A 24,552-nucleotide genomic window follows, 5' to 3' on the forward strand; every position below is an offset into this window, starting at 1 on the left:
TCGCTACATGGCCACTTCCACCTGGCCCGGGGCCATGACCTGGGCTTTGATCACCCGTTGGGAGTTGAGGTTTTTCACCCGGATCTGTTCCCGCATGCCGCCGTTGGACAGGGCCTCGCCGGGCATCCGTACGGCCAGGGTGCCGCTGCGGGCGGTGATGACCACCTGGTCGCCCTTGCGTATCACTTCGGCCTGCTCCAGATGCACGAGGGTGACGACCTGGTCGGCTACCATTGGTCGGACAAGTTTCTGCCCGATGGCCTGGTCTACCGAAGTCAGGAAGCCCTGGGTGATCTGGCTGATGTCGCGTTCGCGCAGCATGACGTCCTGAGGTTCGACGATTCCGGCCCGCTTGAGCGCACGAGTGGTCGTGACGATCTCCCGGAACAGGCGCACTTGAGCCGGCACGAACACGGTCCAGGGCGCTGCGCTGTCGCAACGAACCTTCACCGTGACGCGACCCAGGGGACGGGCCGGGCTCTCCAGCGAGGCAGTCAATTCCCTGTCGCACATTGGCATGCGCAGGCGCGGGTCGAGCTGGTTGACTTCGATTTCATAGCGACCTTCGGTTTGACTGGTAGCCAGGTAGTCTTCTACGGTGAATTCAAGAAAGCCCTGAGTGACGCCGATAAGGAGATCAGGCAAGGTAACCGGAGCATCTGCCAGGGCAGGGCGGCCCGAAGCGAACAGGCAGACAGCCAGCAGTGCACCGAGCCAGTAGCGGCAGCGAGTGGTCAGGCGTCGAGAAAATGTCGTTTGTGCGTTCATGCCGGTTCAATAGCAAGCCCCGTGCCGTTTAGTGATTCAGGCGCGTCGGACACATTAGCGTTAGGTAGGAGTCAGGGCATGGCGGGAGTAATGGATTCAGTAAACCAGCGCACTCAGCTGGTGGGTCAGAATCGCCTGGAGCTGTTGTTGTTCCGTCTCGACGGCCAGCAAATGTATGGGATCAACGTATTCAAGGTCCGCGAGGTGCTGCAATGCCCCAAGCTGACCCTGATGCCCAAGTCCAGTCCCGTCGTGTGCGGTGTGGCGAATATCCGTGGGGCGACGATTCCGATTCTCGATCTGGCGATGGCGACCGGCTCCGGTCGGCTGCTGGACCAGAGCAATCCGTTCGTGATCATCACCGAGTACAACACCAAGACCCAGGGCTTTTTGGTGCGTTCGGTAGAACGCATCGTCAACATGAACTGGGAAGAGATCCATCCGCCGCCCAAGGGCACCGGCCGCGATCACTACCTGACGGCAGTGACCCGGGTCGACAACCAGTTGGTGGAAATCATCGACGTGGAGAAAATCCTCGCCGAAGTGGCGCCGACGCCGGAAGCCATTTCGGTCGGGGTGGTGGATGCCGAGACCCAGCACAAGGCGATTTCGCTGCGTGTGCTGACCGTCGATGATTCGTCGGTGGCCCGCAAGCAGGTGACGCGTTGTCTGCAGACCATCGGTGTCGAAGTGGTGGCGCTCAATGATGGACGGCAGGCGCTGGACTACCTGCGCAAGCTGGTGGAAGAGGGCAAGAAGCCCGAAGAAGAGTTCCTGATGATGATCTCGGACATCGAGATGCCGGAGATGGACGGCTACACCCTGACGTCGGAGATCCGCAGCGACCCGCGTATGCAAAAACTGCACATCATCCTGCACACCTCGTTGTCCGGTGTTTTCAACCAGGCGATGGTCAAGAAGGTCGGAGCCGACGATTTCCTGGCGAAATTCCGGCCCGATGACCTGGCGTCCCGGGTGGTCGAGCGGATCAAGGCAGCAGAATAAAAGGTCGGGCGCGTTGTGCGCCCGGCAAGTCAACACAATGAAAGAGGCGGTATCTTGTCTACGGGTAATTTGGATTTCGAACAGTTCCGGGTCTTCCTGGAAAAAGCCTGTGGCATATTGCTTGGCGAAAACAAGCAATATCTGGTATCGAGCCGTCTCAACAAATTGATGGAGCAACAGGGCCTCAAGTCGTTGGGCGAGCTGGTGCAGCGTATCCAGACCCAGCCGCGCAGTGGTCTGCGCGAGATGGTGGTGGATGCGATGACCACCAACGAAACCTTGTGGTTTCGTGACACCTATCCGTTCGAGGTGTTGAAAAACAAGGTGTTGCCGGCGGCCATCAAGGCCAGTCCGGGCCAGCGCCTGCGGATCTGGTCGGCGGCCTGTTCGTCGGGGCAGGAACCGTACTCGATCTCGATGTCCATCGACGAATTCGAGCGGACCAACCTCGGCCAGTTGAAGGGCGGCGTGCAAATCGTTGCCACCGACCTGTCCGGGTCCATGCTCACCAACTGCAAGACCGGCGAATACGACAGCCTGGCCATTGGCCGTGGCCTGTCGCCTGATCGCCTGCAACGCTACTTCGACCCGAAAGGGCCGGGCCGCTGGGTGGTCAAGGCGCCGATCAAGAGCCGGGTGGAGTTCCGCTCGTTCAACCTGCTGGACAGCTATGCCAGCCTGGGCAAGTTCGACATCGTGTTCTGCCGTAACGTGCTGATCTATTTCTCCGCTGAGGTGAAGAAAGACATCCTGCTGCGGATCCACGGCACCCTGAAGCCGGGCGGCTACCTGTTCCTGGGCGCCTCCGAGGCGTTGAACGGTTTGCCGGATCACTACCAGATGGTCCAATGCAGTCCGGGGATCATCTACCAGGCGAAGTGATTCGTTCGGGTTGTCAGAAAACGGGAGTCCTTCAAAGGCTCCCGTTTTTTTTTGCCTGCCAACGCCCTATCAGATCACCCCCATCCCCTTGTGGGAGCGGCAGAAAAGCGGCAGCCAAGCGGAAACCGATTGCCGCTTTTCTGGCATTGCCGCCTTACCCATGCCCGCAAAGCCCCGGTTTCTGGGCTTTTTGAAAGTGGCACGGCGCTTGCTTTGTCCCTCGTACGTAAATTCTGGTCACCCAAAGGTTTCCGCCATGAGCATCAGCTTCGATAAAGCGCTCGGTATCCACGAACAGGCCCTGAGCTTCCGCGCCCAGCGTGCCGAAGTCCTGGCCAACAACATCGCCAACGCCGATACCCCGAACTACAAGGCCCGGGACCTGGACTTCTCCAAGGTGCTCGCCGAACAGAACGAGAAGACCAAGAACGGCAGCTTCGCCCTGAACATGACCAACAGCCGTCATATCGAGGCCGAGGGCCTGGGCAACGGCGACGAGTCGCTGATGTATCGCACGCCGATGCAACCTTCGATTGACCAGAACACCGTGGACGCTCAACTGGAACAGTCCAACTACGCGGAGAACTCCGTGAACTTCCAGGCCAGCTTCACCCTGCTCAACAGCAAATTCAAAGGGCTGGTATCGGCCCTGCGCGGAGAGTAATCCATGTCGATTGCGAGCGTATTCAACATCGCCGGCAGTGCCATGAGTGCCCAGACCACTCGCCTGAACACCGTTGCCAGTAACATTGCCAACGCCGAGACCGTTTCGTCGAGCATCGACCAGACCTACCGCGCGCGCCACCCGGTATTTGCCACCATGTTCCAGGGCGGCCAGTCCGGCGGCAGCGACTCGCTGTTCCAGGAGCAGGACGCGGCCGGGCAGGGCGTGCAGGTGTTGGGCGTGGTCGAGGACCAGAGCAACCTCGAGGCGCGTTATGAGCCCAACCATCCGGCCGCGGACGCCAAGGGCTATGTCTACTACCCGAACGTCAACGTGGTCGAAGAAATGGCCGACATGATTTCTGCCAGTCGTTCGTTCCAGACCAACGCCGAAATGATGAACACCGCCAAAACCATGATGCAGAAGGTCCTGACCCTCGGTCAGTGATAAGGGGCGAGTCATATGAGCGTTACTAACAGCACCGGCGGTTTGAGCCTCAACGAGATTCTGGCCAACTCTTCGGTCAAGACCAACACTCCCTCCGATGCCTTGGGCTCGTTGACGGGTGCGGCGACCGGCAAGAAGGAACTGGGCAAGGATGCGTTCTTGCAATTGCTGGTCACCCAGCTGAAGAACCAGAACCCGCTGGAACCGCAGGACAACGGCGAGTTCGTCGCCCAGCTGGCGCAGTTCAGCAGCCTGGAGGGCATCACTACCCTCAACCAGACCGTGAGCGGCATCGCCGGCAACTACAACTCCTCGCAGGCCTTGCAGGCCTCGTCGCTGGTCGGGCGTTCGGTCATTGCCCCGGGCGACAAGGCGGTGGTCGATACCTCCAAGAGCCTCAACGGCACGGTGGTGGTACCGGCCTCGGGCTCCGTCGCGGTCAAGATCACGGACAAGGACGGCAAGACCGTCCGCACCATCGACCTGGGTGCCCAGACGGCCGGCAATTCAGCCTTCATCTGGGATGGCAAGAATGACGCGGGCACCACTGTGGAGTCAGGCACCTACGGCTTCACGGCCTCGACCACCATCGATGGCAAGCCTACATCGCTGATCACCAACCTGCCGGCCACGGTCAGCAGCGTGACGATCAGCCAGACGGGCGGTGAGCTGATGCTCAACCTCGCCGGGCTGGGCAGCATCGCCCTGTCCAAAGTCCAAACTATTGGTATGTAAGAGCCGACTAACCCGGCAAAGGAGTGGAACATGTCTTTCAACATCGGCCTTAGCGGTCTCTATGCTGCCAACAAACAGCTGGACGTCACCGGCAACAACATCGCCAACGTGGCGACCACCGGTTTCAAATCGTCCCGCGCGGAATTCGAAGATGTCTACTCGGCCACCAAGCTGGGTTCGGGCAGCAAGACCGTCGGCAACGGCGTGCGCCTGTCCAACGTTTCGCAGCAGTTCGGCCAGGGTGACGTCAACAACACCGGCAACGTGCTGGACATGGGCATCCAGGGCCAGGGCTTCTTCGTCCTGAGCAACGACGGTTCCCTGAGCTACACCCGTGCCGGTACATTCAAGACCGACAAGGAAGGCTACATCACCAACAGCGATGGCACTTCCAAGTTGCAGGGCTATGGCGTGGATGCGAACGGCAAGATCCAGAACGGGATCCTGACCGACCTGCGCATCGACACCTCCAACCTGCCACCGAGCGCCACCAGCCTGGTGTCGTCGACCATCAACCTGAACTCGACGGCGACGGCGATCACGGCGGCGTTCAACCCGGCCGATACCGCTACCTTCACCAAGCAGTTCACGACGCCGGTCTACGACACCCAGGGGAACCAGCACGCCATGGACCAATACATGGTCAAGACGGGTTCCAACACCTGGAATGTCTATACGCTGATTGACGGTCGCAACCTGAACGGCAGCGCGCCGACCACGACGGGTGCGACTGCCCCGATCCCTTCGACCATGACCTTTGATTCGAGCGGCAAGCTGACCCAGGTCAGCACGCCGCCAGTGCCGCCTGCGACCTTGCCGACCATCAACAACGATCTGGTACTGACTGGCTGGGTTCCCGGCACCGTGACCAACGGCGTATGGGCCGCCAACGGCGCCACGAGTGCGCCAACCATCACGATCTCAATGGGCAGCACCTCCCAGTTCAACGCCGACACCGCACGTTCGATCCCGACCCAGAACGGTTACGCCACCGGCCAGATCACCAACCTGACCATCGACGGTAGCGGTGTACTGCTGGCCAACTTCAGCAACAACCAGACCAAGCCGATCGGCCAGCTCGCCCTCGCCAGCTTCACCAACGAGCAGGGCCTGCAACCGGTAGGCGGCACCAGCTGGAAAGAGACGTTTGATTCGGGCATCCCGGGCTACGATTCTCCAACCACCGGTACCCTGGGTTCGATCGTCTCCAACGCCCTGGAAGAGTCCAACGTCAACCTGACCAACGAACTGGTCGAGCTGATCAAGGCGCAAAGCAACTACCAGGCGAACGCCAAGACCATCTCCACCCAGAGCACCATCATGCAGACCATTATTCAGATGGCTTGATGTCGACGGTGGTTTGAAGGCTGCACAAGAAGCCCCTCGCAAGAGGGGCTTTCTTTTGGGCGAGTGTTTTGTGTTGCCGGTTCCGGCCCCATCGCGAGCAGGCTCGCTCCCACCGGGGATTTTCGGCGCACACAGATCCAGTGTGGGAGCGAGCCTGCTCGCGATGAGGCCAGAACAGACGCTCGCTTATCATCAGGCAAAAGAAAACCCCCGATAAACCAGTGGCCTATCGGGGGCTTCTTTCAGCAGGCGCCTCTGCGCGCCCGCCCGCTCAGCTTATTGGCAAGCTTCGCAATCCGGCTCGTCGATCGCGCAGGCCTTTGGCACTGGCGCAGGTCCTGCTGGAGCCGCCAGGACCGAGTCGTCACCGTGGTTGCCGCCGCTGGACACAGCGTTCAGCTTGCCGGTGTTGATGGTCGATTTCTCGGTGCTGGTGGCGGCCAGGGCACGGAGGTAGTAGGTGGTTTTCAGGCCACGGTACCAGGCCATGCGGTAGGTCACGTCGAGCTTCTTGCCCGAGGCGCCGGCGATGTACAGGTTCAGCGACTGAGCCTGGTCGATCCACTTCTGGCGACGGCTGGCGGCGTCGACGATCCACTTGGTGTCCACTTCGAAAGCGGTGGCGTAGAGCGCTTTGAGCTCCTGCGGGATGCGCTCGATCTGCTGCACCGAACCGTCGTAGTACTTCAGGTCGTTGATCATGACCGAGTCCCACAGGCCGCGGGCCTTGAGGTCGCGGACCAGGTACGGGTTGATCACGGTGAATTCGCCCGACAGGTTCGATTTCACATACAGGTTCTGGTAGGTCGGTTCGATCGACTGCGACACGCCGGTGATGTTGGCGATGGTCGCGGTCGGTGCGATGGCCATGATGTTGGAGTTACGGATGCCTTTTTGCACACGGGCACGAACCGGTGCCCAGTCCAGGGATTCGTTCAGGTCAACGTCGATGTACTTCTCGCCGCGCTGGGCGATCAGGATCTGTTGCGAATCCAGCGGCAGCACGCCCTTGGACCACAGCGAGCCCTGGAACGTCTCGTAGGCGCCGCGCTCGTCGGCCAGGTCGCAGGAAGCCTGGATCGCGTAGTAGCTGACCGCTTCCATGGACTTGTCGGCGAACTCGACCGCGGCATCGGAGCCGTACGGGATGTGTTGCAGGTACAGGGCGTCCTGGAAGCCCATGATGCCCAGGCCGACCGGACGGTGCTTGAAGTTGGAGTTCTTCGCTTGCGGCACCGAGTAGTAGTTGATGTCGATCACGTTGTCGAGCATGCGCACGGCGGTGTTCACGGTGCGTTGCAGCTTGGCGGTGTCCAGCTTGCCGTCGACGATGTGGTTCGGCAGGTTGATCGAGCCCAGGTTGCAGACCGCGATCTCGTCCTTGTTGGTGTTCAGGGTGATCTCTGTGCACAGGTTCGAGCTGTGGACCACGCCCACGTGCTGCTGCGGGCTGCGCAGGTTGCACGGGTCCTTGAAGGTCAGCCATGGGTGGCCGGTCTCGAACAGCATCGAGAGCATCTTGCGCCACAGGTCCTTGGCCTGGACGACCTTGAACAACTTGATCTTGTTGTACTCGGTCAGGGCTTCGTAGTACTCGTAGCGCTCTTCGAAAGCCTTGCCGGTCAAGTCGTGCAGGTCCGGCACTTCGGATGGCGAGAACAGAGTCCACTTGCCGTCGTCGAAGACACGCTTCATGAACAGGTCGGGGATCCAGTTGGCGGTGTTCATGTCGTGGGTACGACGACGGTCATCACCGGTGTTCTTGCGCAGCTCGATGAACTCTTCGATGTCCATGTGCCAGGTTTCCAGGTAGGCACAGACCGCGCCTTTGCGCTTGCCGCCCTGGTTGACCGCAACGGCGGTGTCGTTGACCACCTTGAGGAACGGCACGACGCCCTGGGATTTGCCGTTGGTGCCCTTGATGTACGAGCCCAGCGCGCGAACCGGGGTCCAGTCGTTACCCAGGCCACCTGCAAATTTCGACAGCATGGCGTTGTCGTGGATCGCGCCGTAGATGCCCGACAGGTCATCCGGAACGGTGGTCAGGTAGCAGCTGGACAGCTGTGGACGCAGGGTACCGGCGTTGAACAGGGTCGGCGTCGAGGCCATGTAGTCGAAGGACGACAACAGGTTGTAGAACTCGATGGCATGGTCTTCTTTCTGCTTCTCTTCGATTGCCAGGCCCATGGCCACGCGCATGAAGAAAATCTGCGGCAGTTCGAAGCGGATACCGTCCTTGTGGATGAAGTAACGGTCGTACAGGGTTTGCAGGCCCAGGTAGGTGAACTGCTGGTCACGCTCGTGGTTGATCGCCTTGCCGAGTTTTTCCAGGTCGAAGGAGGCCAGGACCGGGTTCAGCAATTCGAATTCGATACCCTTGGCGACATAGGCCGGCAGGGCCTTGGCATACAGCTCGGCCATCTCGTGGTGGGTCGCGCTCTCGGCGACTTCCAGGAAACTCAGGCCTTCGGCACGCAGGGTGTCCATCAGCAGGCGGGCGGTGACGAAGGAGTAGTTCGGCTCGCGTTCCACCAGGGTCCGCGCGGTCATGACCAGGGCGGTGTTGACGTCCTTGAGGGCGACGCCGTCGTAGAGGTTTTTCAGGGTTTCGCGCTGGATCAGCTCGCCGTCGACTTCTTCCAGGCCTTCGCAGGCCTCGGTGACGATGGTGTTCAGGCGGCCCATGTCCAGCGGTGCCAGGCTGCCGTCGGCGCGGGCGATGCGGATCGAAGGGTGAGCCTGGACCGGTGCGTCGGCCGGGGTGCGGGTGGCCCGCTCCTTGGCGCGCGAATCACGGTAGATCACGTAGTCGCGGGCCACTTTCTGCTCGCCGGCACGCATCAGGGCCAGTTCGACCTGATCCTGGATTTCTTCGATGTGGATGGTGCCGCCCGAAGGCATGCGACGCTTGAAGGTCGCGGTGACCTGTTCGGTCAGGCGGGCCACGGTGTCATGGATTCGCGACGAGGCGGCGGCTGTGCCACCTTCAACTGCGAGGAACGCTTTGGTGATGGCGACGGTGATCTTGTCATCGGTGTAGGCAACGACAGTGCCGTTACGCTTGATCACACGCAGTTGGCCTGGCGCGGTGGCGGACAGATCCGGAGTCGAATCGGCGGCCAGCGGCGCGGTGGCCGGCGGGTTCTCGCGAGTTGTGTCGGTGTGCATGGGTGTCTCCACATTCTCTATGTTTATTTGGGCGCCATTACGGTGCCCACCGTTCCGTCCTGAAGCACTACAACCGACTGGCGCCGGGTATAACAACTTCGGGACAGTAGGAAACAGGCGTCTGGCGCTGCTTCCATCCGAAGTTCTTGGGTCGCGGGCCTGGGCCCGGACCGGTTTGCCGGGATACCGGCAATGGACTGCAACACCCGTACCGTTCCGGTCGTTTTCGACTTCGAAACAGTTGCCATCCGCAAGGGCGGTCTGGGCTTTGGGGAAATGCGCTATTTCAGGTGGACAGAAGCAAGAAAAGCGCTTGAATTCCCTGTCCAACTTGTGTTTGGTTTTTTGCCTGAAACCCTATATGTAGGGTTTTTTACGCGGCGGGCTACAAGATAATGCGTTTTGGGGGGGGATTGCAACGTACTACCTGTGGATAAGCCTGTGCGTAATTTGTGTGCGAAACGTGGAACTGCTCTGTAGGCCGCGACCTAGCTGGAGTAGACCTTTTTTCAACGTTTTCGGTGGCTCGAAAACAGCCCTCAGGTTTTTGCGGCGCGGACGTTACCACACAAATCCTGGCTGACCGAATGCATTTAACGGCTTGTTTTCTCCGGGGGTGGCGTTTATACAATCGGCCCGTATGCTGGCATGTTTATCCCCCTTTGATATGACAAAAAGAGGGGCTGTATTCGAATCTCTGGAGCGAGCACTGTTGTGGTGAGGGAGCTTGCTCCCGCTGGGCTGCGAAGCGGCCCCGCTTTTTGCGATTGCTGCGCAATCGAGCGGGAGCAAGCTCCCTCGCCACAGGTGAGTGCTGATCCTTCCTTTTATATTCGCAGCAAGTCGAGGCCCCAGTGGAACAAGAAGCCTGGCAGGTATTGATCGTCGAGGATGACCAGCGTCTGGCCGAGCTGACCCGTGAGTACCTCGAAAGCAACGGGCTGCGCGTCGCCATCGAGGGCGATGGGGCTGTGGCGGCTGCGCGGATCATTGCCGAGCAGCCGGACCTGGTGATCCTCGACCTGATGCTGCCCGGCGAGGATGGCCTGAGCATCTGCCGCAAGGTACGCGAGCAGTACGACGGGCCAATCCTGATGCTCACCGCCCGCAGCGACGACACCGACCAGATCCAGGGCCTGGACCTGGGTGCCGATGATTACGTCTGCAAGCCGGTCCGCCCGCGTTTGTTGCTGGCGCGGATCCAGGCCTTGTTGCGTCGCAGCGAACCGGAGCCGGCCACGCCGCAGAAACCACGGCGGCTGGAGTTCGGTCCCCTGGTGGTGGACAACGCCCTGCGCGAAGCCTGGCTGCAAGGCACCGGCATCGAGCTGACCAGCGCCGAATTCGACCTGTTGTGGCTCTTGGTCGCCAACGCCGGGCGCATCCTGTCCCGGGAAGAAATCTTCACGGCCCTGCGCGGCATCGGGTATGACGGCCAGGACCGGTCCATCGACGTGCGCATCTCGCGCATCCGCCCCAAGATCGGCGACGACCCTGAGCATCCCCGGCTGATCAAGACCATCCGCAGCAAAGGCTACCTGTTCGTTCCCGAAGCCTGCGTAGACTCGGCGCCGTGAACTCGATCTTCCTGCGTATCTACGGCGGCATGTGCGCGGCGCTGGTGTTGGTGGCGGTGCTCGGTGTGCTGGCCCTGCACCTGCTCAACCAGGCCCGCAGCGAGCAGTACCGCGAGCGCCTGGCCCACGGCACGTTTTCGTTGATGGCTGACAATCTGCGACCAATGAACGACACCGAACGGCATCGGGCGCTGCTGGTGTGGGAGCGCCTGCTGGGCATTCCCCTGAAATTGCAAACGTTCACCCAGACCCATCTGGACCTGGGCCAGCGCACCGGCGTGCTGCGCGGCCAGGCGTTGGTCGAGCAGACCGGGCCTCACGCGGCGAAGGTCTATCGGCTGGTCAGCGATGGCGAACAATTGATGTTGGTGGGGGAAGTCCAGCAAATCAGCGAACAATTGGCCCGGGCGACTATTTATCTGTTGGCCGACGAACTGGTGCGCTACCCGGTCAGTGAGCAGCCGGCACGGCTCGCGCAGCTCAAGGAAGAAAAAGGTTTCGGTTTCGACCTGCGCCTGATGACGGCCGGGCAGGCGGACATGGACGAAGACCAGCGCCGCCGGGTGTCCGAGGGCGATACGGTGATGGCGTTGGGCAAGGGCGGCGACTCTATCCGGGTATTTGCCGGCATGGTCGGCACGCCGTGGGTACTGGAAATCGGCCCGTTGTACCAGATGAATCCTTATCCGCCGCAGTGGCTGGTGCTGATTGCGGCGCTGGGGCTGAGCTTGATCGGGTTGATTGTCTATCTGTTGGTCCGCCAATTGGAGCGACGCCTGCGTGGCCTGGAGGCGGCCGCCACGCAGATCGCCCAGGGCAGCCTGGAGACCCGGGTGCCGGCCCGCGGTGCCGACTCGGTGGGACGCCTGGCCGCGGCGTTCAATGGCATGGCCGAGCACTTGCAACAGTTACTGGCGATTCAGCGGGAGCTGGTGCGAGCGGTGTCCCACGAGCTGCGCACCCCGGTGGCGCGCCTGCGTTTCGGCCTGGAAATGCTCGGCAGCGCCACCACGCCCCAGGCCCGGGACAAATACCTGGCGGGCATGGACCACGACATCGAAGACCTGGACCGGTTGGTGGACGAGATGCTCACCTATGCGCGGCTGGAGCAGGGTTCACCGGCGCTGAATTTCCAGCGGTTGGACCTGGACGCGTTGGTCAATCAAGTGATCGATGAGCTGGGGCCGCTGCGGGCGGGGGTTACCGTGGAGCGCGGCGTCTGCCTGTCGGCAGCCGACTGTGACGGTGCCTGGGTCGAGGCCGAGCCGCGTTTCCTGCATCGTGCGCTGCAAAACCTGGTGAGCAATGCCATGCGCCACGCCAGCTCCCGGGTCACCGTCAGCTACCAGGTCGGCCAGTTGCGTTGCCGGGTGGACGTGGAAGACGATGGCCCCGGCGTGCCGGAGGCCGCGTGGGAGCGGATCTTCAAGCCATTCCTGCGCCTGGACGACAGTCGCGCCCGGGCCTCGGGCGGGCATGGGCTGGGGTTGTCGATCGTGCGGCGGATCATTCATTGGCATGACGGCCGGGCGTTGATCGGCAAGAGCAAAAGCCTGGGTGGGGCGTGTTTCAGCTTGAGTTGGCCGCGGCATCAGGATCGCTCTTGAATGATGTAGCGCCTGATCCGCCGTCTTCGCGAGCAAGCCCGCTCCCACAGAGTGGAAGGCATTCCAGATGTGGGAGCGGGCTTGCTCGCGAAGAGGCCCTTACAGCCACCACCAACCTCAGGCCTTGACCCCCACCAGACTCAACAACTGCCCATCCCGCACCCCGAACTGCGCCTGCAACTCACTCCCATGGCGCCACTCGGCCGAAAGGTCGGTGAGCAACCGCAGCCGCACCTGCCCGTCCGGCGACCACTCCAACACCTCGGCATGTTCGAAATAGAAGCGCTGCCCGACGATCGGGTACAACGCCTTGAACAGGCTTTCCTTCACCGAAAAGGTCAGGGTCACCAGCAATGCCCGGTCCTCTTGCGAAAGGGCGGCCATGCGCTGCAATTCCGGCGGCGTGAGGATTTCCCCACACAGACGCTCGGCGCGTTCGGGGGCGAGCAGGTTTTCCAGGTCCATGCCCAGCCCGCGCCAGTGCGCTTTTTTAGCGACGATGGCCGCCGCGTGGCCGGTGCTGTGGGTGATCGAGCCGCTGACCCGGTCCGGCCACACCGGGGCGCGATCCTCGCCGATGGCCGGCACACAGGTCTCGCCACCCAGCCGTTGCAAGGCGGCCCGGGCGCAGATCCGCCCGGCGAGGAATTCGGCCTGCCGCTTGGCCACCGAACGCTGGATGCTCGGCGGCGGCTCGATAGCGCTATTGGCGAAGTCATTGGCGGTCAGCAGCAACGGGTCAAAACGGGTGCTGAGCAGCACCGTATCGGGCAGCAGCCACTGTTCGTCCAAGGGCGAGCAGCAGGCGGGCAGGGCGGGAAGTGTGTTCATGGCGGGCATTTTGCCGGGTTGCCCGCAAGCTGGGTAGTGGGAACAATGATGGGCCTGACTGAACAGGGTTTTTGTGGCGAGGGAGCTTGCTCCCGCTCGGCCGGGCTGGCGCTCCAGTGCGCAGCGCCCGCAGATTTTTGGGGCCGCTACGCAGCCCAGCGGGAGCAAGCTCCCTCGCCACAGGGGGGCTTCTCAGCTGAGATGTCAGCCAAATATTTTCTTGAAGAATGCCTTCATATCCGCCCACGACTTCTCATCGGCGGCCTTGTTGTAGCCAATGTCCGGCCCGCCATGTTCGCCGTGGCTCAAGCGGTCGGCGTCCGGGTTGCTGAAGCCGTGCTTGGCGCCTTCCAGGCTGACGAACTTATAGTCGACGCCGGCCTTGTCCATCTCGCTCTTGAATGCGGTCACGTTGTCTTCGGTGACCATGCTGTCCAGCGCGCCATGCTCCACCAGCACCTTGGCCTTGACGCTGCCCGGTGTTGCCGGAGTGTTGGTCACCAGGGCCCCGTGGAAACTCACCACGCCCGCCAGCGGCACCCCTTGGCGCGCCGCATCCAGCACCACCTTGCCGCCGAAACAGTAACCAATGGCCGCGAGTTTATCCGGGTCGGTCTGGGGTTGTTTCTTCAGCAGGTCGAGTCCGGCCTGGAAGCGCGCGCTGGCCGCCTTGCCGTCCTTGAGCGCCGCCTGCATGAAGGCCATGGCGTCCTTGGGGTGCTCGGTGTTCTTGCCGTCGCCGTACATGTCGATGGCCAGCGCGCTGTAGCCCAGGCCGGCCAGGTCACGGGCGCGGCGCTTGGCGTAATCGTTCAGCCCCCACCATTCATGCACCACCACCACACCCGGGCGGGGGCCCTTGACGGCGTCGTCGTAGGCGTAATAGCCGATCAGCTTCGTGCCATCGGCACTGGTATAGGGAATCTCCTGGGTCTGGACAGCGGCGTGGCTCGCACCGCTAAGAGCCAGAAGTACAACGGCAAGCAACCTGCGCATGACGGATCTCCTTGAATAAGTGGTTCGCACGAAGGTGAGACACGACACTCTAGCCGATTCATTCAGCCCAGGTTCAGAGAACGTTCAAGGGGTGTTCAGGGACCGCTGGTTAATGTGACTGCGACTTCACCCACCACCGATGCTTCCTGGAGCTTGATCATGACTCAGATGAAAAAACTGCTGTTGGCTTTCACCGTACTGGGCGTTAGCGCCATGGCCCATGCCGATGACAACTTCGCCAGCCTGACCCTCGGCCAGACCAGCGACAAGGTCAAGAAATCCGACGCCTTGAACGACAACCTGAACCACCCGAACGCCGACGGCATCATCGGCAAGGACACCACCTACGGCGTCCGGCTGGGCAAACAGAACGACCAGGGCCGTTACTACGCTACCTATGACAACGTTTCCGGGACCCACAACGGTATCAAGCTGCGCCAGGAGAACCTGCTGGGCAGTTACGACCTGTTCTATCCGGTCACCGGCAGCACCAAATTGTTCGGCGGCGGCACGGCGGGCCTGACCAAGCTGACCCAGGATTCGCCCGGCTACAGCCGCGACAGCGACATCGGCTACGCGGTGGGCTTGCAGGGCGGCGTCCTGCAACAAATTTCGCAGAACACCTCGGTGGAACTGGGTTACCGTTATCTGCGCAGCAACGCCAGCACCGAGATGAGCCCGCACGGTGGCGACAAGGTCGGCTCGCTGGACCTGACCAGCAGCGCCCAGACTTACCTTTCCGCCAACTACACGTTCTAAGCGGCCTGGGGTGAGGGTATCCCGCCGGATCGGTCCTGGGCCGATCCGGCGCCTGTCGTTGCGGTGCGCTGCGCCGGATTGTCTGTTTTGCCTGGGGAGGCTCCATGAAGTTACTGGTCGTCGAAGACGAAGCGTTGTTGCGTCACCACCTGCATACCCGTCTCACCGACAGCGGCCATGTGGTGCAGGCTGTGGGCAATGCCGAAGAGGCCTTGTACCAGGTCCGCGAGTTCAACCATGACCTGGCGGTGATCGACCTGGGGTTGCCGGGCATCAGCGGGCTGGAACTGATCCGCCGCCTGCGTTCACAAGACAAGACCTTCCCGATCCTGATCCTGACCGCCCGCGGCAACTGGCAGGACAAGGTCGAAGGGCTGGCCGCCGGCGCCGATGACTACGTGGTCAAGCCGTTTCAGTTCGAAGAGCTGGAGGCCCGGTTGAACGCGCTGTTGCGTCGCTCCAGCGGTTTCACTCAGTCGACCATCGTCGCCGGCCCGTTGCTGCTGGACCTCAACCGCAAGCAGGCGTCCCTCGACGATGAGCCGCTGGCGTTGACGGCCTACGAATACCGCATCCTCGAATACCTGATGCGCCATCACCAGCAGGTGGTCGCCAAGGATCGTCTGATGGAGCAGCTTTATCCCGATGACGACGAACGCGACCCGAATGTCATCGAGGTGCTGGTCGGGCGCCTGCGGCGCAAACTGGAAGCCCCGGCGGGCTTCAAGCCGATCGACACCGTGCGGGGCCTGGGCTATCTGTTCAACGAGCGCTGCCAGTGATTCGTTCGCTACGCCTGCGCCTGATGCTGGCCGCCATGACCCTGGCGGCGCTGTTCATGCTGGCGTTGTTGCCCGCCATGCAGGGCGCATTCAGCCTGGCGTTGCAGGAATCCATCGAGCAACGCCTGGCATCGGACGTCACCACGTTGATTTCCGCTGCCCGGGTGGAAAACAACAAGCTGAAGATGCCCGCGCAATTGCCCGATGAGCGCTTCAACCTCGCCGACGCCCGTCTGCTGGGCTACATCTATGATCGCGACGGGCATCTGGTCTGGCGGTCGAAGGCGACTCAGGAAGAAAACATCAACTACACGCCGCGCTATGACGGCCTGGGCAACCAGTTCGCCCGCATCCGCGAGAACGACGGCCAGGAATTTTTCGTCTATGACGTGGAGGTCAAGCTGCTCGGCGGTCAGAGCGCGGCGTTCAGCATCGTCACCCTGCAACCGGTGCGCGACTACGAAGTGACGCTCAAGGGCCTGCGGGACAATCTCTACCTGGGCTTTGGCGCCGCCCTGTTGGTGTTGCTGGCGCTTTTGTGGATCGGCCTGACCTGGGGCCTTCGGGCGTTGCGGCGCCTGAGCCAGGAGCTGGACGAAATCGAAAGCGGCGCCCGGGAAAGCCTCAGTACCGAGCATCCCCGGGAGCTGCTGCGCCTGACGGGTTCTCTTAACCGCCTGCTATACAGCGAACGCGAGCAGCGCAGCCGTTATCGCGACTCCCTCGATGACCTGGCCCACAGCCTGAAAACCCCGTTGGCGGTGTTGCAGGGCGTCAGCGAGGACATGGCCCGGCGCCCAGAGGACCGTGGACAGGCCTGGGTGCTGCAAAGCCAGATCGAACGCATGAGCCAGCAGATCGGCTACCAATTGCAACGGGCCAGCCTGCGCAAGAGCGGGCTGGTGCGTCACCAGGTACGCCTGCGCCCGGTGTTGCAAAGCCTGTGCGACACCCTGGACAAGGTCTATCGCGACAAACGGGTCAACGTCGGTTTCGACCTGCCGGAGCATTGCCAGGTGCCGATCGAGCAGGGCGCGTTGCTGGAGATGCTCGGCAACCTGCTGGAGAACGCTTACCGGCTATGCCTGGGCGAGGTGCGGGTCAGTGTGCACCAGACTCTCGGCGGGATGGAGCTGTGTGTCGAGGATGACGGGCCAGGCGTGCCGCCGGACCAGCGGGCACGGATCCTCCAGCGTGGCGAACGGCTGGACCGCCAGCACCCGGGGCAGGGGATCGGGCTGGCGGTGGTCAAGGACATCATCGAGAGCTACGGCGCCACGTTGACGCTGGGGGATTCTGAGCTGGGTGGGGCGGCGTTTCGGATTCATTTTCCGGTGGTGTGACTGGAGCGTTTCGGTGTGGCTACTGGCCCTTTCGCGAGCAAGCCCGCTCCCACACTGAATCTGCGTCAGCCATAGATCCCCTGTGGGAGCGGGCTTGCCCGCGAAGAGGCCGGTAGTCACACCACCGGACTGGATGCTGCCACTCAGTTTTCCTGCTCCCGATAAGCCCCCGGCGTCAGCCCGGTCCACTTCTTGAACGCCCGGTGAAACGCCGACGGCTCGGAGAACCCCAACTGCTCGGCAATCTGCTGCAACGATAGGTCCGCATGCCCCAAATGATAGATGGCGATATCCCGCCGCAGCTGGTCCTTGAGCTCCTGGAAGCTGGTGCCTTCCTCGCGCAGATGCCGGCGCAAGGTCTGGGGGCTGATGTGCAGATGGGCGGCCACGGTGTCCAGGTCGGGCCAGCGGGCCGTGTCGCGGCTGAGCAGGTGCCGCAGTTGGCTGCTCAGGCTGTGGCCGTCGTCCGGGCGTGACAGCAGGTCTGCGGGGGAGCGTTCGAGAAAATGTTTAAGGGTGCGTTCGTCCTGCAGCAGCGGCATGTCCAGGTAGCGGCTGTGGAACAGCAGGCTGCTAGTGTCGGCGTCGAACACCAGCGGGCAGGGAAACAGCAAGTCGTATTCGGCGCCGTGGGCGGGCCTGGCGTAGCCGAAAGTCGCCTGTTCCAGGCCAATCCGCTGGCCGATCAGCCAACTGCCGAGGCGATGCCAGATCACCAACAGGCTTTCGCTCAGGAAATGATCCGGGTCCCATAAGGTCGAGTCGTCGAGGACCAGGCGCACGCGTTCACCCTCGGCCTCCAGCGTCAGGCTCGGTGCGGCGGGGAACAGGCTGTAGAACAACAGGCCGCGCTGGAGGGCCTTGCCCAAGGTGCGGCAAGGGATGATTGCGTGACACATCATCGCAAAGGTGCCGGGTTTACTCGGGGCCTGGCCAAAGCCCAGGTACTCGTCCCCCAGGGCCAGCCACAGCGTTTGCAGTAAACGGGCGAACTGCTCCGGGGCAATCCGCGCCCGCGGCTCATCCAGCAATTCAGGGCTGATGCCCAGCTGCTGCAGCAAAGGAAAATAATCGAACCCTTGCCGACGCGCGCCACCCAGGGCAGCGCGGGCGAAGTGGCTGGCGATCGTGCGTTGGCGCATGGCAGAAAATCCGTCCGTTAAGCGGGCGATAGTAGCAGTGGGGTAGGGCCGGGCAAGGCGGATATCCGCCAAATCCCGGAACCCGGAACGCCTCGAAGGCGGAAATCCGCCACTGCAGACGCTTTGTTCAACCCTTCCTGATATCAGCAAACCCTTCTGCTATACATGATGTAGGGCATTTCGAAAAAGTGGCGCGTGGTTTGCAATACGTTGAGTAGGTCTGCCCGCGTGCAGCCGCCAAAACAAATCCCTCCAGCGCAGGAGGGTTCGCAATTGAGGTTTCGTCGATAACAGGTGGATGTTGTCGCACGGGACGCTTGAGGAAGGTTTGCCATGACGACTCGTCAGCCACTGTACAAATCCCTGTATTTCCAAGTGATCGTAGCCATTGCCATCGGTATTTTGCTCGGCCATTTCTATCCGCAGACCGGTGTGGCCCTCAAGCCGTTCGGTGACGGGTTCATCAAATTGATCAAAATGGTCATCGCCCCGATCATCTTCTGCACCGTTGTCAGCGGTATCGCTGGCATGCAGAACATGAAGTCGGTCGGCAAGACCGGCGGCTACGCACTGTTGTACTTCGAAATCGTGTCTACCATTGCCCTGCTGATCGGCCTGGTCGTGGTCAACGTCGTGCAACCGGGCGCCGGCATGCACATCGACGTAACCACCCTGGACACCAGCAAGATCGCCGGTTTCATTTCCGCCGGTAAAGACCAGAGCATCATTGCCTTCATCCTCAACGTGATCCCGAACACCATCGTCGGCGCGTTTGCCAACGGTGACATCCTGCAAGTACTGATGTTCTCGGTGCTCTTCGGTTTCGCCCTGCATCGCCTGGGTGCCTACGGCAAGCCGGTGCTGGAATTCATCGATCGCTTCGCCCACGTGATGTTCATCATCATCAACATGATCATGAAGCTGGCTCCCCTGGGTGCCTTCGGCGCGATGGCGTTCACCATCGGCGCCTACGGTGTCGGTTCGCTGGTGCAACTGGGCCAGTTGATGATCTGCTTCTACATCACCTGCGTGGTCTTCGTGCTGGTGGTGCTGGGTGCCATCTGCCGCGCCCACGGTTTCAGCGTCATCAAGCTGGTGCGCTACATCCGTGAAGAACTGTTGATCGTACTGGGTACTTCCTCTTCGGAATCGGCCCTGCCACGCATGCTGATCAAGATGGAGCGCCTGGGTGCCAAGAAGTCGGTCGTGGGCCTGGTGATTCCAACCGGCTACTCGTTCAACCTCGACGGTACTTCGATCTACCTGACCATGGCGGCGGTGTTCATTGCCCAGGCCACTGACACCCAGATGGACATCACTCACCAGATCACCCTCCTGCTGGTGCTGCTGCTGTCGTCCAAGGGGGCTGCGGGCGTGACCGGTAGCGGCTTCATCGTCCTGGCGGCCACCCTGTCGGCTGTGGGTCACCTGCCGGTGGCCGGCCTCGCGCTGATCCTGGGCATCGACCGCTTCATGTCCGAAGCCCGTGCCCTGACCAACCTGGTGGGCAACGCAGTCGCCACCATCGTGGTTGCCAAGTGGGTCAAGGAGCTGGACGAAGACCAACTGCACGCCGAACTGGCTTCCGGCGGTCGCGGTATCTCCGATGTGCGTGAAGATGACGAGCAGATTGCGGCGGCGCAGATCGCAGCGGCTGAATCCTCGGCTCCAGGCGTTGTGAAGTAAACTTCAAGCTGCAATGAAAAAACCCGCTTCGGCGGGTTTTTTCATGCCCTGATTTTTCATGGCAGGCGCGCTCTTGTGGCGAGGGAGCTTGCTCCCGCTGGGTTGCGAAGCAGCCCCAATATCCTTCACTCACCACTTATGCTTCAGGCAAAAGGCGGGGCCTGCTGCGCAGTCCAGCGGGAGCAAGCTCCCTCGCCACAAAGGCTTGAGCACAATCGTCAGCCAGCGTGACGAATCCGGTAATTGCCCCACCGCCAGCCTCTGCCTAATCTTCAGCCATCGTCCCATTATGGAGATTCGCCCATGCAAGGCCCGCTGGCATCGCTCAAGGTGCTCGACTTCTCGACCCTGTTGCCCGGCCCGTTCGCCTCCTTGTTGCTGGCGGACATGGGCGCCGAGGTGTTGCGCATCGAGTCGCCGACCCGGCCGGATCTGTTGCGGGTATTGCCGCCCCATGACCAGGGGGTATCCGCCAGTCATGCCTATCTCAACCGCAATAAGCGCAGCCTGGCCCTGGACCTCAAGCAAGCGGCGGCAGTGGAGGTGGTCAAGCAGTTGCTGGGCGACTACGACATCCTGCTGGAACAGTTCCGCCCCGGGGTGATGGATCGACTGGGCTTGGGCTACGAGGCCCTGAAGGCGATCAATCCGCGGTTGATCTATGTGTCGATCACCGGTTACGGCCAGACCGGGCCCTACAGGGACCGCGCCGGCCACGACATCAACTACCTGGCCCTGGCGGGTCTCGCCAGCCACACTGGCCGGGCCGACAGCGGCCCGCTGCCGCTGGGGATCCAGGCGGCAGACATCGCAGGTGGTTCGCTGCACGGGGTGATCGGGCTGTTGGCCGCAGTGATTGCCCGGCAGCAGACCGGACAAGGCCAGCACCTGGACGTGAGCATGACCGACTGTGTGTTCAGCCTCAACGCCCTGGCCGGCGCCGGTTACCTGGCCTGCGATGTACTGCCGGCCCGAGAAAACCAGATGCTCAACGGCGGCAGCTTCTACGACTATTACCGGACCCGGGATGGCCGCTGGATGTCGGTGGGCAGCCTGGAGCCGGCGTTCATGCAGGCGTTGTGCGAGGCGCTGGGTCGACCGGAACTGGCAGCCTTGGGGCTGACGCCCGACGCTGGGCAACAGCAGGCCCTCAAGCAAGCGTTGCAAACCGAGTTCGAGAAACATGACTTCACCGAACTGCGGCGCTTGTTCGCCGGGATCGATGCCTGCGTCGAACCGGTGTTGAGCCTGGACGAAGCGTTGGAGCATCCGCAGTTGCAGGCCCGGGAGGTGGTGGCCCAGGTACCCCGGGGCGATGGCACGAGCCAGGCGCAGATGGCGTGTCCGCTGAAGTTTTCTGACGGACTGCCCGAGCCTCGGCACATCGGCGCGGGGTTGGGGGAGCATACGGACCAAGTGTTGGGGGAATTGGGGTTCAGTGCGCAGCGGATTGCTCGACTGCGCGATGACAAGGTGATTTTGTAGCGTTCTTCAGGGCCCCTTCGCGAGCAGGCCCGCTCCCACACCGGATCTGCGGCGTACACAAGTCCCCCTGTGGGAGCGGGCTTGCCCGCGAAGAGGCCAGTCCAGACACCCCAAAAGCAAACTATTCCACCCGCGTCTCTCCACTGAACACCAACGTCCCCCGGCAACTACGGCACAAGTACCGCCGCCCCTGGCGGACCAGGCTGTGGCGCTGGGCCGAGAACGGGAATTCGTTGGCTTCGCACGGGCATTTGTAGATGTAGCGGGTCACGCTGCGACGTTTGATTTCGTAGGTGTGGCAACGGTTGGGCGGCAGTTCGTAGACCCCGCGCATGATCAACTGCCACTCTTCGCCATGGGGCTGGATGCGCTCGCCAAACAACTGGTGGGCGATCAGGTGGGCGACTTCGTGTGCCACGGTCTGCTTGAGGAAGTCCTCGGCGTTTTCCCGGTATAACTGCGGATTGAAGCGCAGCAGATTCTCATGCAGGTGCGCCACGCCAGCCTTCTGGCCGCGCAATTTGAAGCTGACCACCGGGCGTTTGAAAGGACGTTTGAAAAAGGATTCGGCTTGTTGGTAACACTCTTCGACGCGGGTATTGAGTTGCTCGAGCATGCTTTACGGGTCTCCAGAAGCCCGAGTATGCCGCAAGCGCCGGTCGTTGCGAATCGCCCAGGCGCCCAGTGGTCGTTTTGGCAGGCGTGGACACAGGAAGGCCGCCTGGCGGCGGCCTGTGTCGGCAGATCCTGTTTTTATAAGGTGAGCCTTGATTCAGTTGGTGTACACCGGGCCGACCCCCAGGCCCCAGACAATCACCGTGAACGCCATGATCGCCACCAGCACCACCAGGCCGACGGCCAGCACCGAACTGGAAAACAGGAAGCCTTCGTCCTGGGGAATGTTCATGAAGGTTGGCAGGCCCACGTACAACAGGTACACCGTGTAGCAGATGGCCGCCGTGCCGACGATCATGCCCAGCCACATGTGTGGATAGAGCGCTGCCAGGCCGCCGATGAACAGCGGTGTCGCGGTGTAGGTGGCGAACGCGACGCAACGGGCCAGGCTCGGGTTGGCATCGTAGGTGCGGGCCATCCAGTGGATGAAGGCGCCCATCACCGCTACGCCGCCCAGCATGGCCAGGTACGACATGACGGTCATCCATAGCGCGCTTTCCTGAGTCAACATCACCGGTGGACGACTGCCGATGACCCATCCCACCTGAGTGGTGCCGATAAACGCAGAGACGGCGGGAATGGCCGCCAGGATCAACGTGTGGGTGAGGTACATGTGGCTGATGCTTTCCTCCTGATCGCCACGGATTTCTTTCCATTCTTGATCAGGGTGGGTAAAGAGCCCCACGACGTGATGGATCATAGTCAGTCACTCCTTTGTTATTGCCATCGCCCCCCAACGGAGCGCCTACGGGCCAAGCGGCCAAGTAAGTGAAGGTCTGTATGTGTGTGCGACCTTATGACGCAGTATAGAAAGGAGTTACCCCGAGGGGGATGGGGGGCTTAGAGCAAATCGCGCTGTGGGCGAGGGCGTTAATCGCCGATGGGTCTGTGCACACCTAGGCCTGTAGGAAATCCCTGTGGCGAGGGAGCTTGCTCCCGCTCGAGTGCGCAGCGCTCGCAGATTTTGAAGGTCTGCTTCGCAGTCCAGCGGGAGCAAGCTCCCTCGCCACAGGGGAACGGTGCCACGCCTTGGGTTTTTTGCGTAAAATGCCCGCCTTTCGTCACACCTCACGGATTTCGCGTCATGGGCACTCTTACGGTCAACCAGAACAAACTGCAAAAGCGCCTGCGCCGTCTGGCCGGTGAGGCGGTCGCCGATTTCAACATGATCGAGGATGGCGACAAGGTCATGGTCTGCCTGTCCGGCGGCAAGGACAGCTACACCATGCTCGACGTGCTGATGCATTTGCAGAAAGTGGCGCCGATCAAGTTCGACATCGTCGCGGTGAACATGGACCAGAAGCAGCCCGGGTTTCCCGAGCACGTGCTGCCGGCCTACCTCGAGTCGCTGGGCGTGGAATACCACATTGTCGAGAAAGACACCTATTCGGTGGTCAAGGAGCTGATTCCGGAGGGCAAGACCACCTGTTCGCTGTGCTCGCGCCTGCGTCGCGGCACGCTCTACACCTTCGCCGACGAGATCGGCGCGACCAAGATGGCCCTGGGGCACCACCGCGACGACATCGTCGAGACGTTCTTCCTGAACATGTTCTACAACGGCTCGCTCAAGGCCATGCCGCCCAAATTATTGGCCGATGACGGGCGCAACGTGGTGATCCGCCCACTGGCCTATTGCAATGAAAAAGACATCCAGGCCTATTCGGATCTGAAGCAATTCCCGATCATTCCCTGCAACCTCTGCGGTTCCCAGGAGAACCTGCAACGCCAGGTGGTCAAGGAAATGCTCCAGGAGTGGGAACGCAAGACCCCGGGCCGCACCGAGAGCATCTTCCGCGGCTTGCAAAATGTCATTCCGTCACAGCTGGCGGACCGCAACCTGTTCGATTTCACCAACCTTCGCATCGACGAAAACGCCACGCCGCGGTTCGTCAATGTGGTGAACCTCTGACCAGGGCACACGCTCGTATTCACGGCGCTCGCGGGCGCCGTTTTCATTTCCGACCCCAGGAGAGGGCATGCGCGATTACAAGTGGCTGCACGAGTATTGTCTGAACCGCTTCGGTTCGGCGGCTGAACTGGAAGCCCACCTGCCTGTACCCAAGACCCCGGCGCAACTGCGCAAGATCAGCGATGACCGCTACCTCTCGACCATGGCGCTGCGGGTATTTCGCGCCGGGCTCAAGCACAGCCTGGTGGACGCCAAGTGGCCTGCGTTCGAGGAAGTGTTCTTCAAGTTCGATCCGGAAAAAGTCGTGTTGATGAGCGCCGAACACCTGGAGCGGCTGATGCAGGATGCGCGGATCATCCGGCACCTGGGCAAGCTCAAGAGCGTGCCGCGCAATGCGCAGTTGATCCTGGACGTGGCCCATGAAAAGGGCAGCTTCGGCGCACTGATCGCCGACTGGCCGGTGACCGACATCGTCGGCCTGTGGACTTACCTGAAAAAACACGGTCATCAACTGGGCGGTCTTTCAGCGCCGCGCTTTCTGCGGATGATGGGCAAGGACACCTTCGTGCCCAGCTATGACGTGGTGGCCGCGCTCAACGCCCAGGAAATCATCGAGAAAGTGCCCACCAGCCTGCGGGACCTGGCGACGGTGCAGAATGCGTTCAATCGCTGGCATGAAGAGAGTGGCGGGCGGCCGATGAGCCAGATTTCGATGATGCTGGCTTATACAGTGAATCATTGAGA

23 protein-coding genes are annotated in these 24,552 nt (G+C 61.7%); 16 read left to right on the plus strand and 7 right to left on the minus strand.

What is annotated here, in order from left to right:
• Positions 1-3: 3 nt before the first annotated feature.
• Positions 4-768 carry a flagellar basal body P-ring formation chaperone FlgA gene (gene flgA, locus RGM2987_RS14995; RefSeq protein ID WP_245142497.1) on the minus strand — a complete coding sequence of 255 codons (765 nt, stop codon included), beginning with the start codon at positions 766-768 and terminating at the stop codon, positions 4-6.
• A 78-nt stretch (positions 769-846) separates the two neighbouring features.
• Here flgA and RGM2987_RS15000 point away from each other — a divergent pair, with 78 nt between their 5' ends.
• The 6 genes from RGM2987_RS15000 to flgE all read left to right on the plus strand — a co-directional run bounded on the left by RGM2987_RS15000 (position 847) and on the right by flgE (position 5,848).
• The gene (locus tag RGM2987_RS15000; RefSeq protein WP_245142499.1) at positions 847-1,773 is read left to right on the plus strand and encodes a chemotaxis protein CheV; all 927 of its coding nucleotides are present in this window, start codon (positions 847-849) and stop codon (positions 1,771-1,773) included.
• Positions 1,774-1,827: 54 nt separating this feature from the next.
• A complete protein-coding gene (gene cheR / locus RGM2987_RS15005; protein WP_245142501.1) occupies positions 1,828-2,655 on the plus strand; it encodes a protein-glutamate O-methyltransferase CheR in 828 nt (275 codons plus the stop codon).
• A 256-nt stretch (positions 2,656-2,911) separates the two neighbouring features.
• The gene (gene flgB / locus RGM2987_RS15010) at positions 2,912-3,319 is read left to right on the plus strand and encodes a flagellar basal body rod protein FlgB (RefSeq protein ID WP_214509552.1); all 408 of its coding nucleotides are present in this window, start codon (positions 2,912-2,914) and stop codon (positions 3,317-3,319) included.
• A 3-nt stretch (positions 3,320-3,322) separates the two neighbouring features.
• Positions 3,323-3,766, plus strand: a complete 444-nt coding sequence (flgC, locus tag RGM2987_RS15015) for a flagellar basal body rod protein FlgC (RefSeq protein ID WP_003204730.1) — start codon at positions 3,323-3,325, stop codon at positions 3,764-3,766.
• 15 nt (positions 3,767-3,781) lie between these two features.
• Entirely contained in the window at positions 3,782-4,501 is a 720-nt protein-coding gene (flgD, locus tag RGM2987_RS15020; protein WP_245142503.1) for a flagellar hook assembly protein FlgD, read from the plus strand.
• A 30-nt stretch (positions 4,502-4,531) separates the two neighbouring features.
• Positions 4,532-5,848 carry a flagellar hook protein FlgE gene (flgE, locus tag RGM2987_RS15025; RefSeq protein ID WP_245142505.1) on the plus strand — a complete coding sequence of 439 codons (1,317 nt, stop codon included), beginning with the start codon at positions 4,532-4,534 and terminating at the stop codon, positions 5,846-5,848.
• Between the two features lie 276 nt (positions 5,849-6,124).
• Here the strand turns inward: flgE and RGM2987_RS15030 are convergent, their stop codons facing one another.
• On the minus strand, positions 6,125-9,016 hold the full coding sequence (locus tag RGM2987_RS15030; protein ID WP_245142507.1) for a ribonucleoside-diphosphate reductase subunit alpha: 2,892 nt from the start codon (positions 9,014-9,016) through the stop codon (positions 6,125-6,127).
• A gap of 192 nt (positions 9,017-9,208) precedes the next feature.
• On the opposite strand from RGM2987_RS15030, the gene RGM2987_RS15035 reads away from it, so the two are divergent.
• From RGM2987_RS15035 to RGM2987_RS15045, 3 genes are all read left to right on the plus strand, one after another.
• The gene (locus RGM2987_RS15035; protein ID WP_245142512.1) at positions 9,209-9,412 is read left to right on the plus strand and encodes a hypothetical protein; all 204 of its coding nucleotides are present in this window, start codon (positions 9,209-9,211) and stop codon (positions 9,410-9,412) included.
• 458 nt (positions 9,413-9,870) lie between these two features.
• Entirely contained in the window at positions 9,871-10,593 is a 723-nt protein-coding gene (locus RGM2987_RS15040; protein ID WP_245142514.1) for a response regulator, read from the plus strand.
• A complete protein-coding gene (locus RGM2987_RS15045) occupies positions 10,590-12,200 on the plus strand; it encodes an ATP-binding protein (RefSeq protein WP_245142517.1) in 1,611 nt (536 codons plus the stop codon). The genes RGM2987_RS15040 and RGM2987_RS15045 overlap by 4 nt, the downstream gene beginning before the upstream one ends.
• A gap of 117 nt (positions 12,201-12,317) precedes the next feature.
• On the opposite strand, the gene RGM2987_RS15050 is transcribed toward RGM2987_RS15045, so the two are convergent.
• Entirely contained in the window at positions 12,318-13,031 is a 714-nt protein-coding gene (locus tag RGM2987_RS15050; RefSeq protein ID WP_245142519.1) for a 4'-phosphopantetheinyl transferase, read from the minus strand.
• A gap of 204 nt (positions 13,032-13,235) precedes the next feature.
• Positions 13,236-14,027: a dienelactone hydrolase family protein gene (locus RGM2987_RS15055; protein ID WP_245142521.1), complete on the minus strand. Its 792-nt coding sequence runs from the start codon at positions 14,025-14,027 to the stop codon at positions 13,236-13,238.
• Positions 14,028-14,186: 159 nt separating this feature from the next.
• Between RGM2987_RS15055 and RGM2987_RS15060 the strand changes: the two genes are divergently transcribed.
• The 3 genes from RGM2987_RS15060 (at position 14,187) to RGM2987_RS15070 (ending at position 16,911) form a co-directional block, all read left to right on the plus strand.
• Complete coding sequence (locus RGM2987_RS15060) at positions 14,187-14,786, plus strand: porin family protein (protein WP_245142523.1); 600 nt, start codon at positions 14,187-14,189, stop codon at positions 14,784-14,786.
• A 104-nt stretch (positions 14,787-14,890) separates the two neighbouring features.
• A complete protein-coding gene (locus tag RGM2987_RS15065) occupies positions 14,891-15,568 on the plus strand; it encodes a response regulator (protein WP_245142525.1) in 678 nt (225 codons plus the stop codon).
• The gene (locus tag RGM2987_RS15070; RefSeq protein ID WP_245142527.1) at positions 15,565-16,911 is read left to right on the plus strand and encodes an ATP-binding protein; all 1,347 of its coding nucleotides are present in this window, start codon (positions 15,565-15,567) and stop codon (positions 16,909-16,911) included. Before RGM2987_RS15065 ends, RGM2987_RS15070 begins: the two co-directional genes overlap by 4 nt.
• A gap of 143 nt (positions 16,912-17,054) precedes the next feature.
• On the opposite strand, the gene RGM2987_RS15075 is transcribed toward RGM2987_RS15070, so the two are convergent.
• Positions 17,055-18,053, minus strand: a complete 999-nt coding sequence (locus tag RGM2987_RS15075) for an AraC family transcriptional regulator (RefSeq protein WP_245142529.1) — start codon at positions 18,051-18,053, stop codon at positions 17,055-17,057.
• Between the two features lie 333 nt (positions 18,054-18,386).
• Here RGM2987_RS15075 and RGM2987_RS15080 point away from each other — a divergent pair, with 333 nt between their 5' ends.
• Together RGM2987_RS15080 and RGM2987_RS15085 are read left to right on the plus strand one after the other, a co-directional pair.
• On the plus strand, positions 18,387-19,739 hold the full coding sequence (locus RGM2987_RS15080) for a dicarboxylate/amino acid:cation symporter (RefSeq protein WP_245142532.1): 1,353 nt from the start codon (positions 18,387-18,389) through the stop codon (positions 19,737-19,739).
• Between the two features lie 303 nt (positions 19,740-20,042).
• The gene (locus RGM2987_RS15085; protein WP_245142534.1) at positions 20,043-21,224 is read left to right on the plus strand and encodes a CaiB/BaiF CoA-transferase family protein; all 1,182 of its coding nucleotides are present in this window, start codon (positions 20,043-20,045) and stop codon (positions 21,222-21,224) included.
• A gap of 121 nt (positions 21,225-21,345) precedes the next feature.
• On the opposite strand, the gene RGM2987_RS15090 is transcribed toward RGM2987_RS15085, so the two are convergent.
• Both RGM2987_RS15090 and RGM2987_RS15095 read right to left on the minus strand, forming a co-directional pair.
• On the minus strand, positions 21,346-21,840 hold the full coding sequence (locus RGM2987_RS15090) for a SprT family zinc-dependent metalloprotease (protein ID WP_245142537.1): 495 nt from the start codon (positions 21,838-21,840) through the stop codon (positions 21,346-21,348).
• A 156-nt stretch (positions 21,841-21,996) separates the two neighbouring features.
• Positions 21,997-22,599 (minus strand): Yip1 family protein, encoded by a 603-nt coding sequence (locus tag RGM2987_RS15095; protein ID WP_215007915.1) that lies wholly within the window; start codon positions 22,597-22,599, stop codon positions 21,997-21,999.
• A gap of 384 nt (positions 22,600-22,983) precedes the next feature.
• Between RGM2987_RS15095 and ttcA the strand changes: the two genes are divergently transcribed.
• Together ttcA and RGM2987_RS15105 are read left to right on the plus strand one after the other, a co-directional pair.
• Positions 22,984-23,808, plus strand: a complete 825-nt coding sequence (gene ttcA / locus RGM2987_RS15100) for a tRNA 2-thiocytidine(32) synthetase TtcA (RefSeq protein ID WP_245142539.1) — start codon at positions 22,984-22,986, stop codon at positions 23,806-23,808.
• 67 nt (positions 23,809-23,875) lie between these two features.
• Positions 23,876-24,550 (plus strand): DNA-3-methyladenine glycosylase I, encoded by a 675-nt coding sequence (locus RGM2987_RS15105; RefSeq protein ID WP_245142541.1) that lies wholly within the window; start codon positions 23,876-23,878, stop codon positions 24,548-24,550.
• The last annotated feature ends 2 nt before the right edge of the window (positions 24,551-24,552 follow it).

This window comes from Pseudomonas sp. RGM2987 (assembly GCF_022952855.1).
Classification (GTDB): domain Bacteria; phylum Pseudomonadota; class Gammaproteobacteria; order Pseudomonadales; family Pseudomonadaceae; genus Aquipseudomonas.

What these genes read in the sequence shown, in the direction of transcription:
- flgA (WP_245142497.1), bottom strand. Translation starts at nt 768, where the DNA reads ATGAACGCACAAACGACATTTTCTCGACGCCTGACCACTCGCTGCCGC.
- RGM2987_RS15000 (WP_245142499.1), top strand. Translation starts at nt 847, where the DNA reads ATGGCGGGAGTAATGGATTCAGTAAACCAGCGCACTCAGCTGGTGGGT.
- flgB (WP_214509552.1), top strand. Translation starts at nt 2,912, where the DNA reads ATGAGCATCAGCTTCGATAAAGCGCTCGGTATCCACGAACAGGCCCTG.
- flgC (WP_003204730.1), top strand. Translation starts at nt 3,323, where the DNA reads ATGTCGATTGCGAGCGTATTCAACATCGCCGGCAGTGCCATGAGTGCC.
- flgD (WP_245142503.1), top strand. Translation starts at nt 3,782, where the DNA reads ATGAGCGTTACTAACAGCACCGGCGGTTTGAGCCTCAACGAGATTCTG.
- flgE (WP_245142505.1), top strand. Translation starts at nt 4,532, where the DNA reads ATGTCTTTCAACATCGGCCTTAGCGGTCTCTATGCTGCCAACAAACAG.
- RGM2987_RS15030 (WP_245142507.1), bottom strand. Translation starts at nt 9,016, where the DNA reads ATGCACACCGACACAACTCGCGAGAACCCGCCGGCCACCGCGCCGCTG.
- RGM2987_RS15035 (WP_245142512.1), top strand. Translation starts at nt 9,209, where the DNA reads ATGGACTGCAACACCCGTACCGTTCCGGTCGTTTTCGACTTCGAAACA.
- RGM2987_RS15050 (WP_245142519.1), bottom strand. Translation starts at nt 13,031, where the DNA reads ATGAACACACTTCCCGCCCTGCCCGCCTGCTGCTCGCCCTTGGACGAA.
- RGM2987_RS15055 (WP_245142521.1), bottom strand. Translation starts at nt 14,027, where the DNA reads ATGCGCAGGTTGCTTGCCGTTGTACTTCTGGCTCTTAGCGGTGCGAGC.
- RGM2987_RS15060 (WP_245142523.1), top strand. Translation starts at nt 14,187, where the DNA reads ATGACTCAGATGAAAAAACTGCTGTTGGCTTTCACCGTACTGGGCGTT.
- RGM2987_RS15065 (WP_245142525.1), top strand. Translation starts at nt 14,891, where the DNA reads ATGAAGTTACTGGTCGTCGAAGACGAAGCGTTGTTGCGTCACCACCTG.
- RGM2987_RS15075 (WP_245142529.1), bottom strand. Translation starts at nt 18,053, where the DNA reads ATGCGCCAACGCACGATCGCCAGCCACTTCGCCCGCGCTGCCCTGGGT.
- RGM2987_RS15080 (WP_245142532.1), top strand. Translation starts at nt 18,387, where the DNA reads ATGACGACTCGTCAGCCACTGTACAAATCCCTGTATTTCCAAGTGATC.
- RGM2987_RS15085 (WP_245142534.1), top strand. Translation starts at nt 20,043, where the DNA reads ATGCAAGGCCCGCTGGCATCGCTCAAGGTGCTCGACTTCTCGACCCTG.
- RGM2987_RS15090 (WP_245142537.1), bottom strand. Translation starts at nt 21,840, where the DNA reads ATGCTCGAGCAACTCAATACCCGCGTCGAAGAGTGTTACCAACAAGCC.
- RGM2987_RS15095 (WP_215007915.1), bottom strand. Translation starts at nt 22,599, where the DNA reads ATGATCCATCACGTCGTGGGGCTCTTTACCCACCCTGATCAAGAATGG.
- ttcA (WP_245142539.1), top strand. Translation starts at nt 22,984, where the DNA reads ATGGGCACTCTTACGGTCAACCAGAACAAACTGCAAAAGCGCCTGCGC.
- RGM2987_RS15105 (WP_245142541.1), top strand. Translation starts at nt 23,876, where the DNA reads ATGCGCGATTACAAGTGGCTGCACGAGTATTGTCTGAACCGCTTCGGT.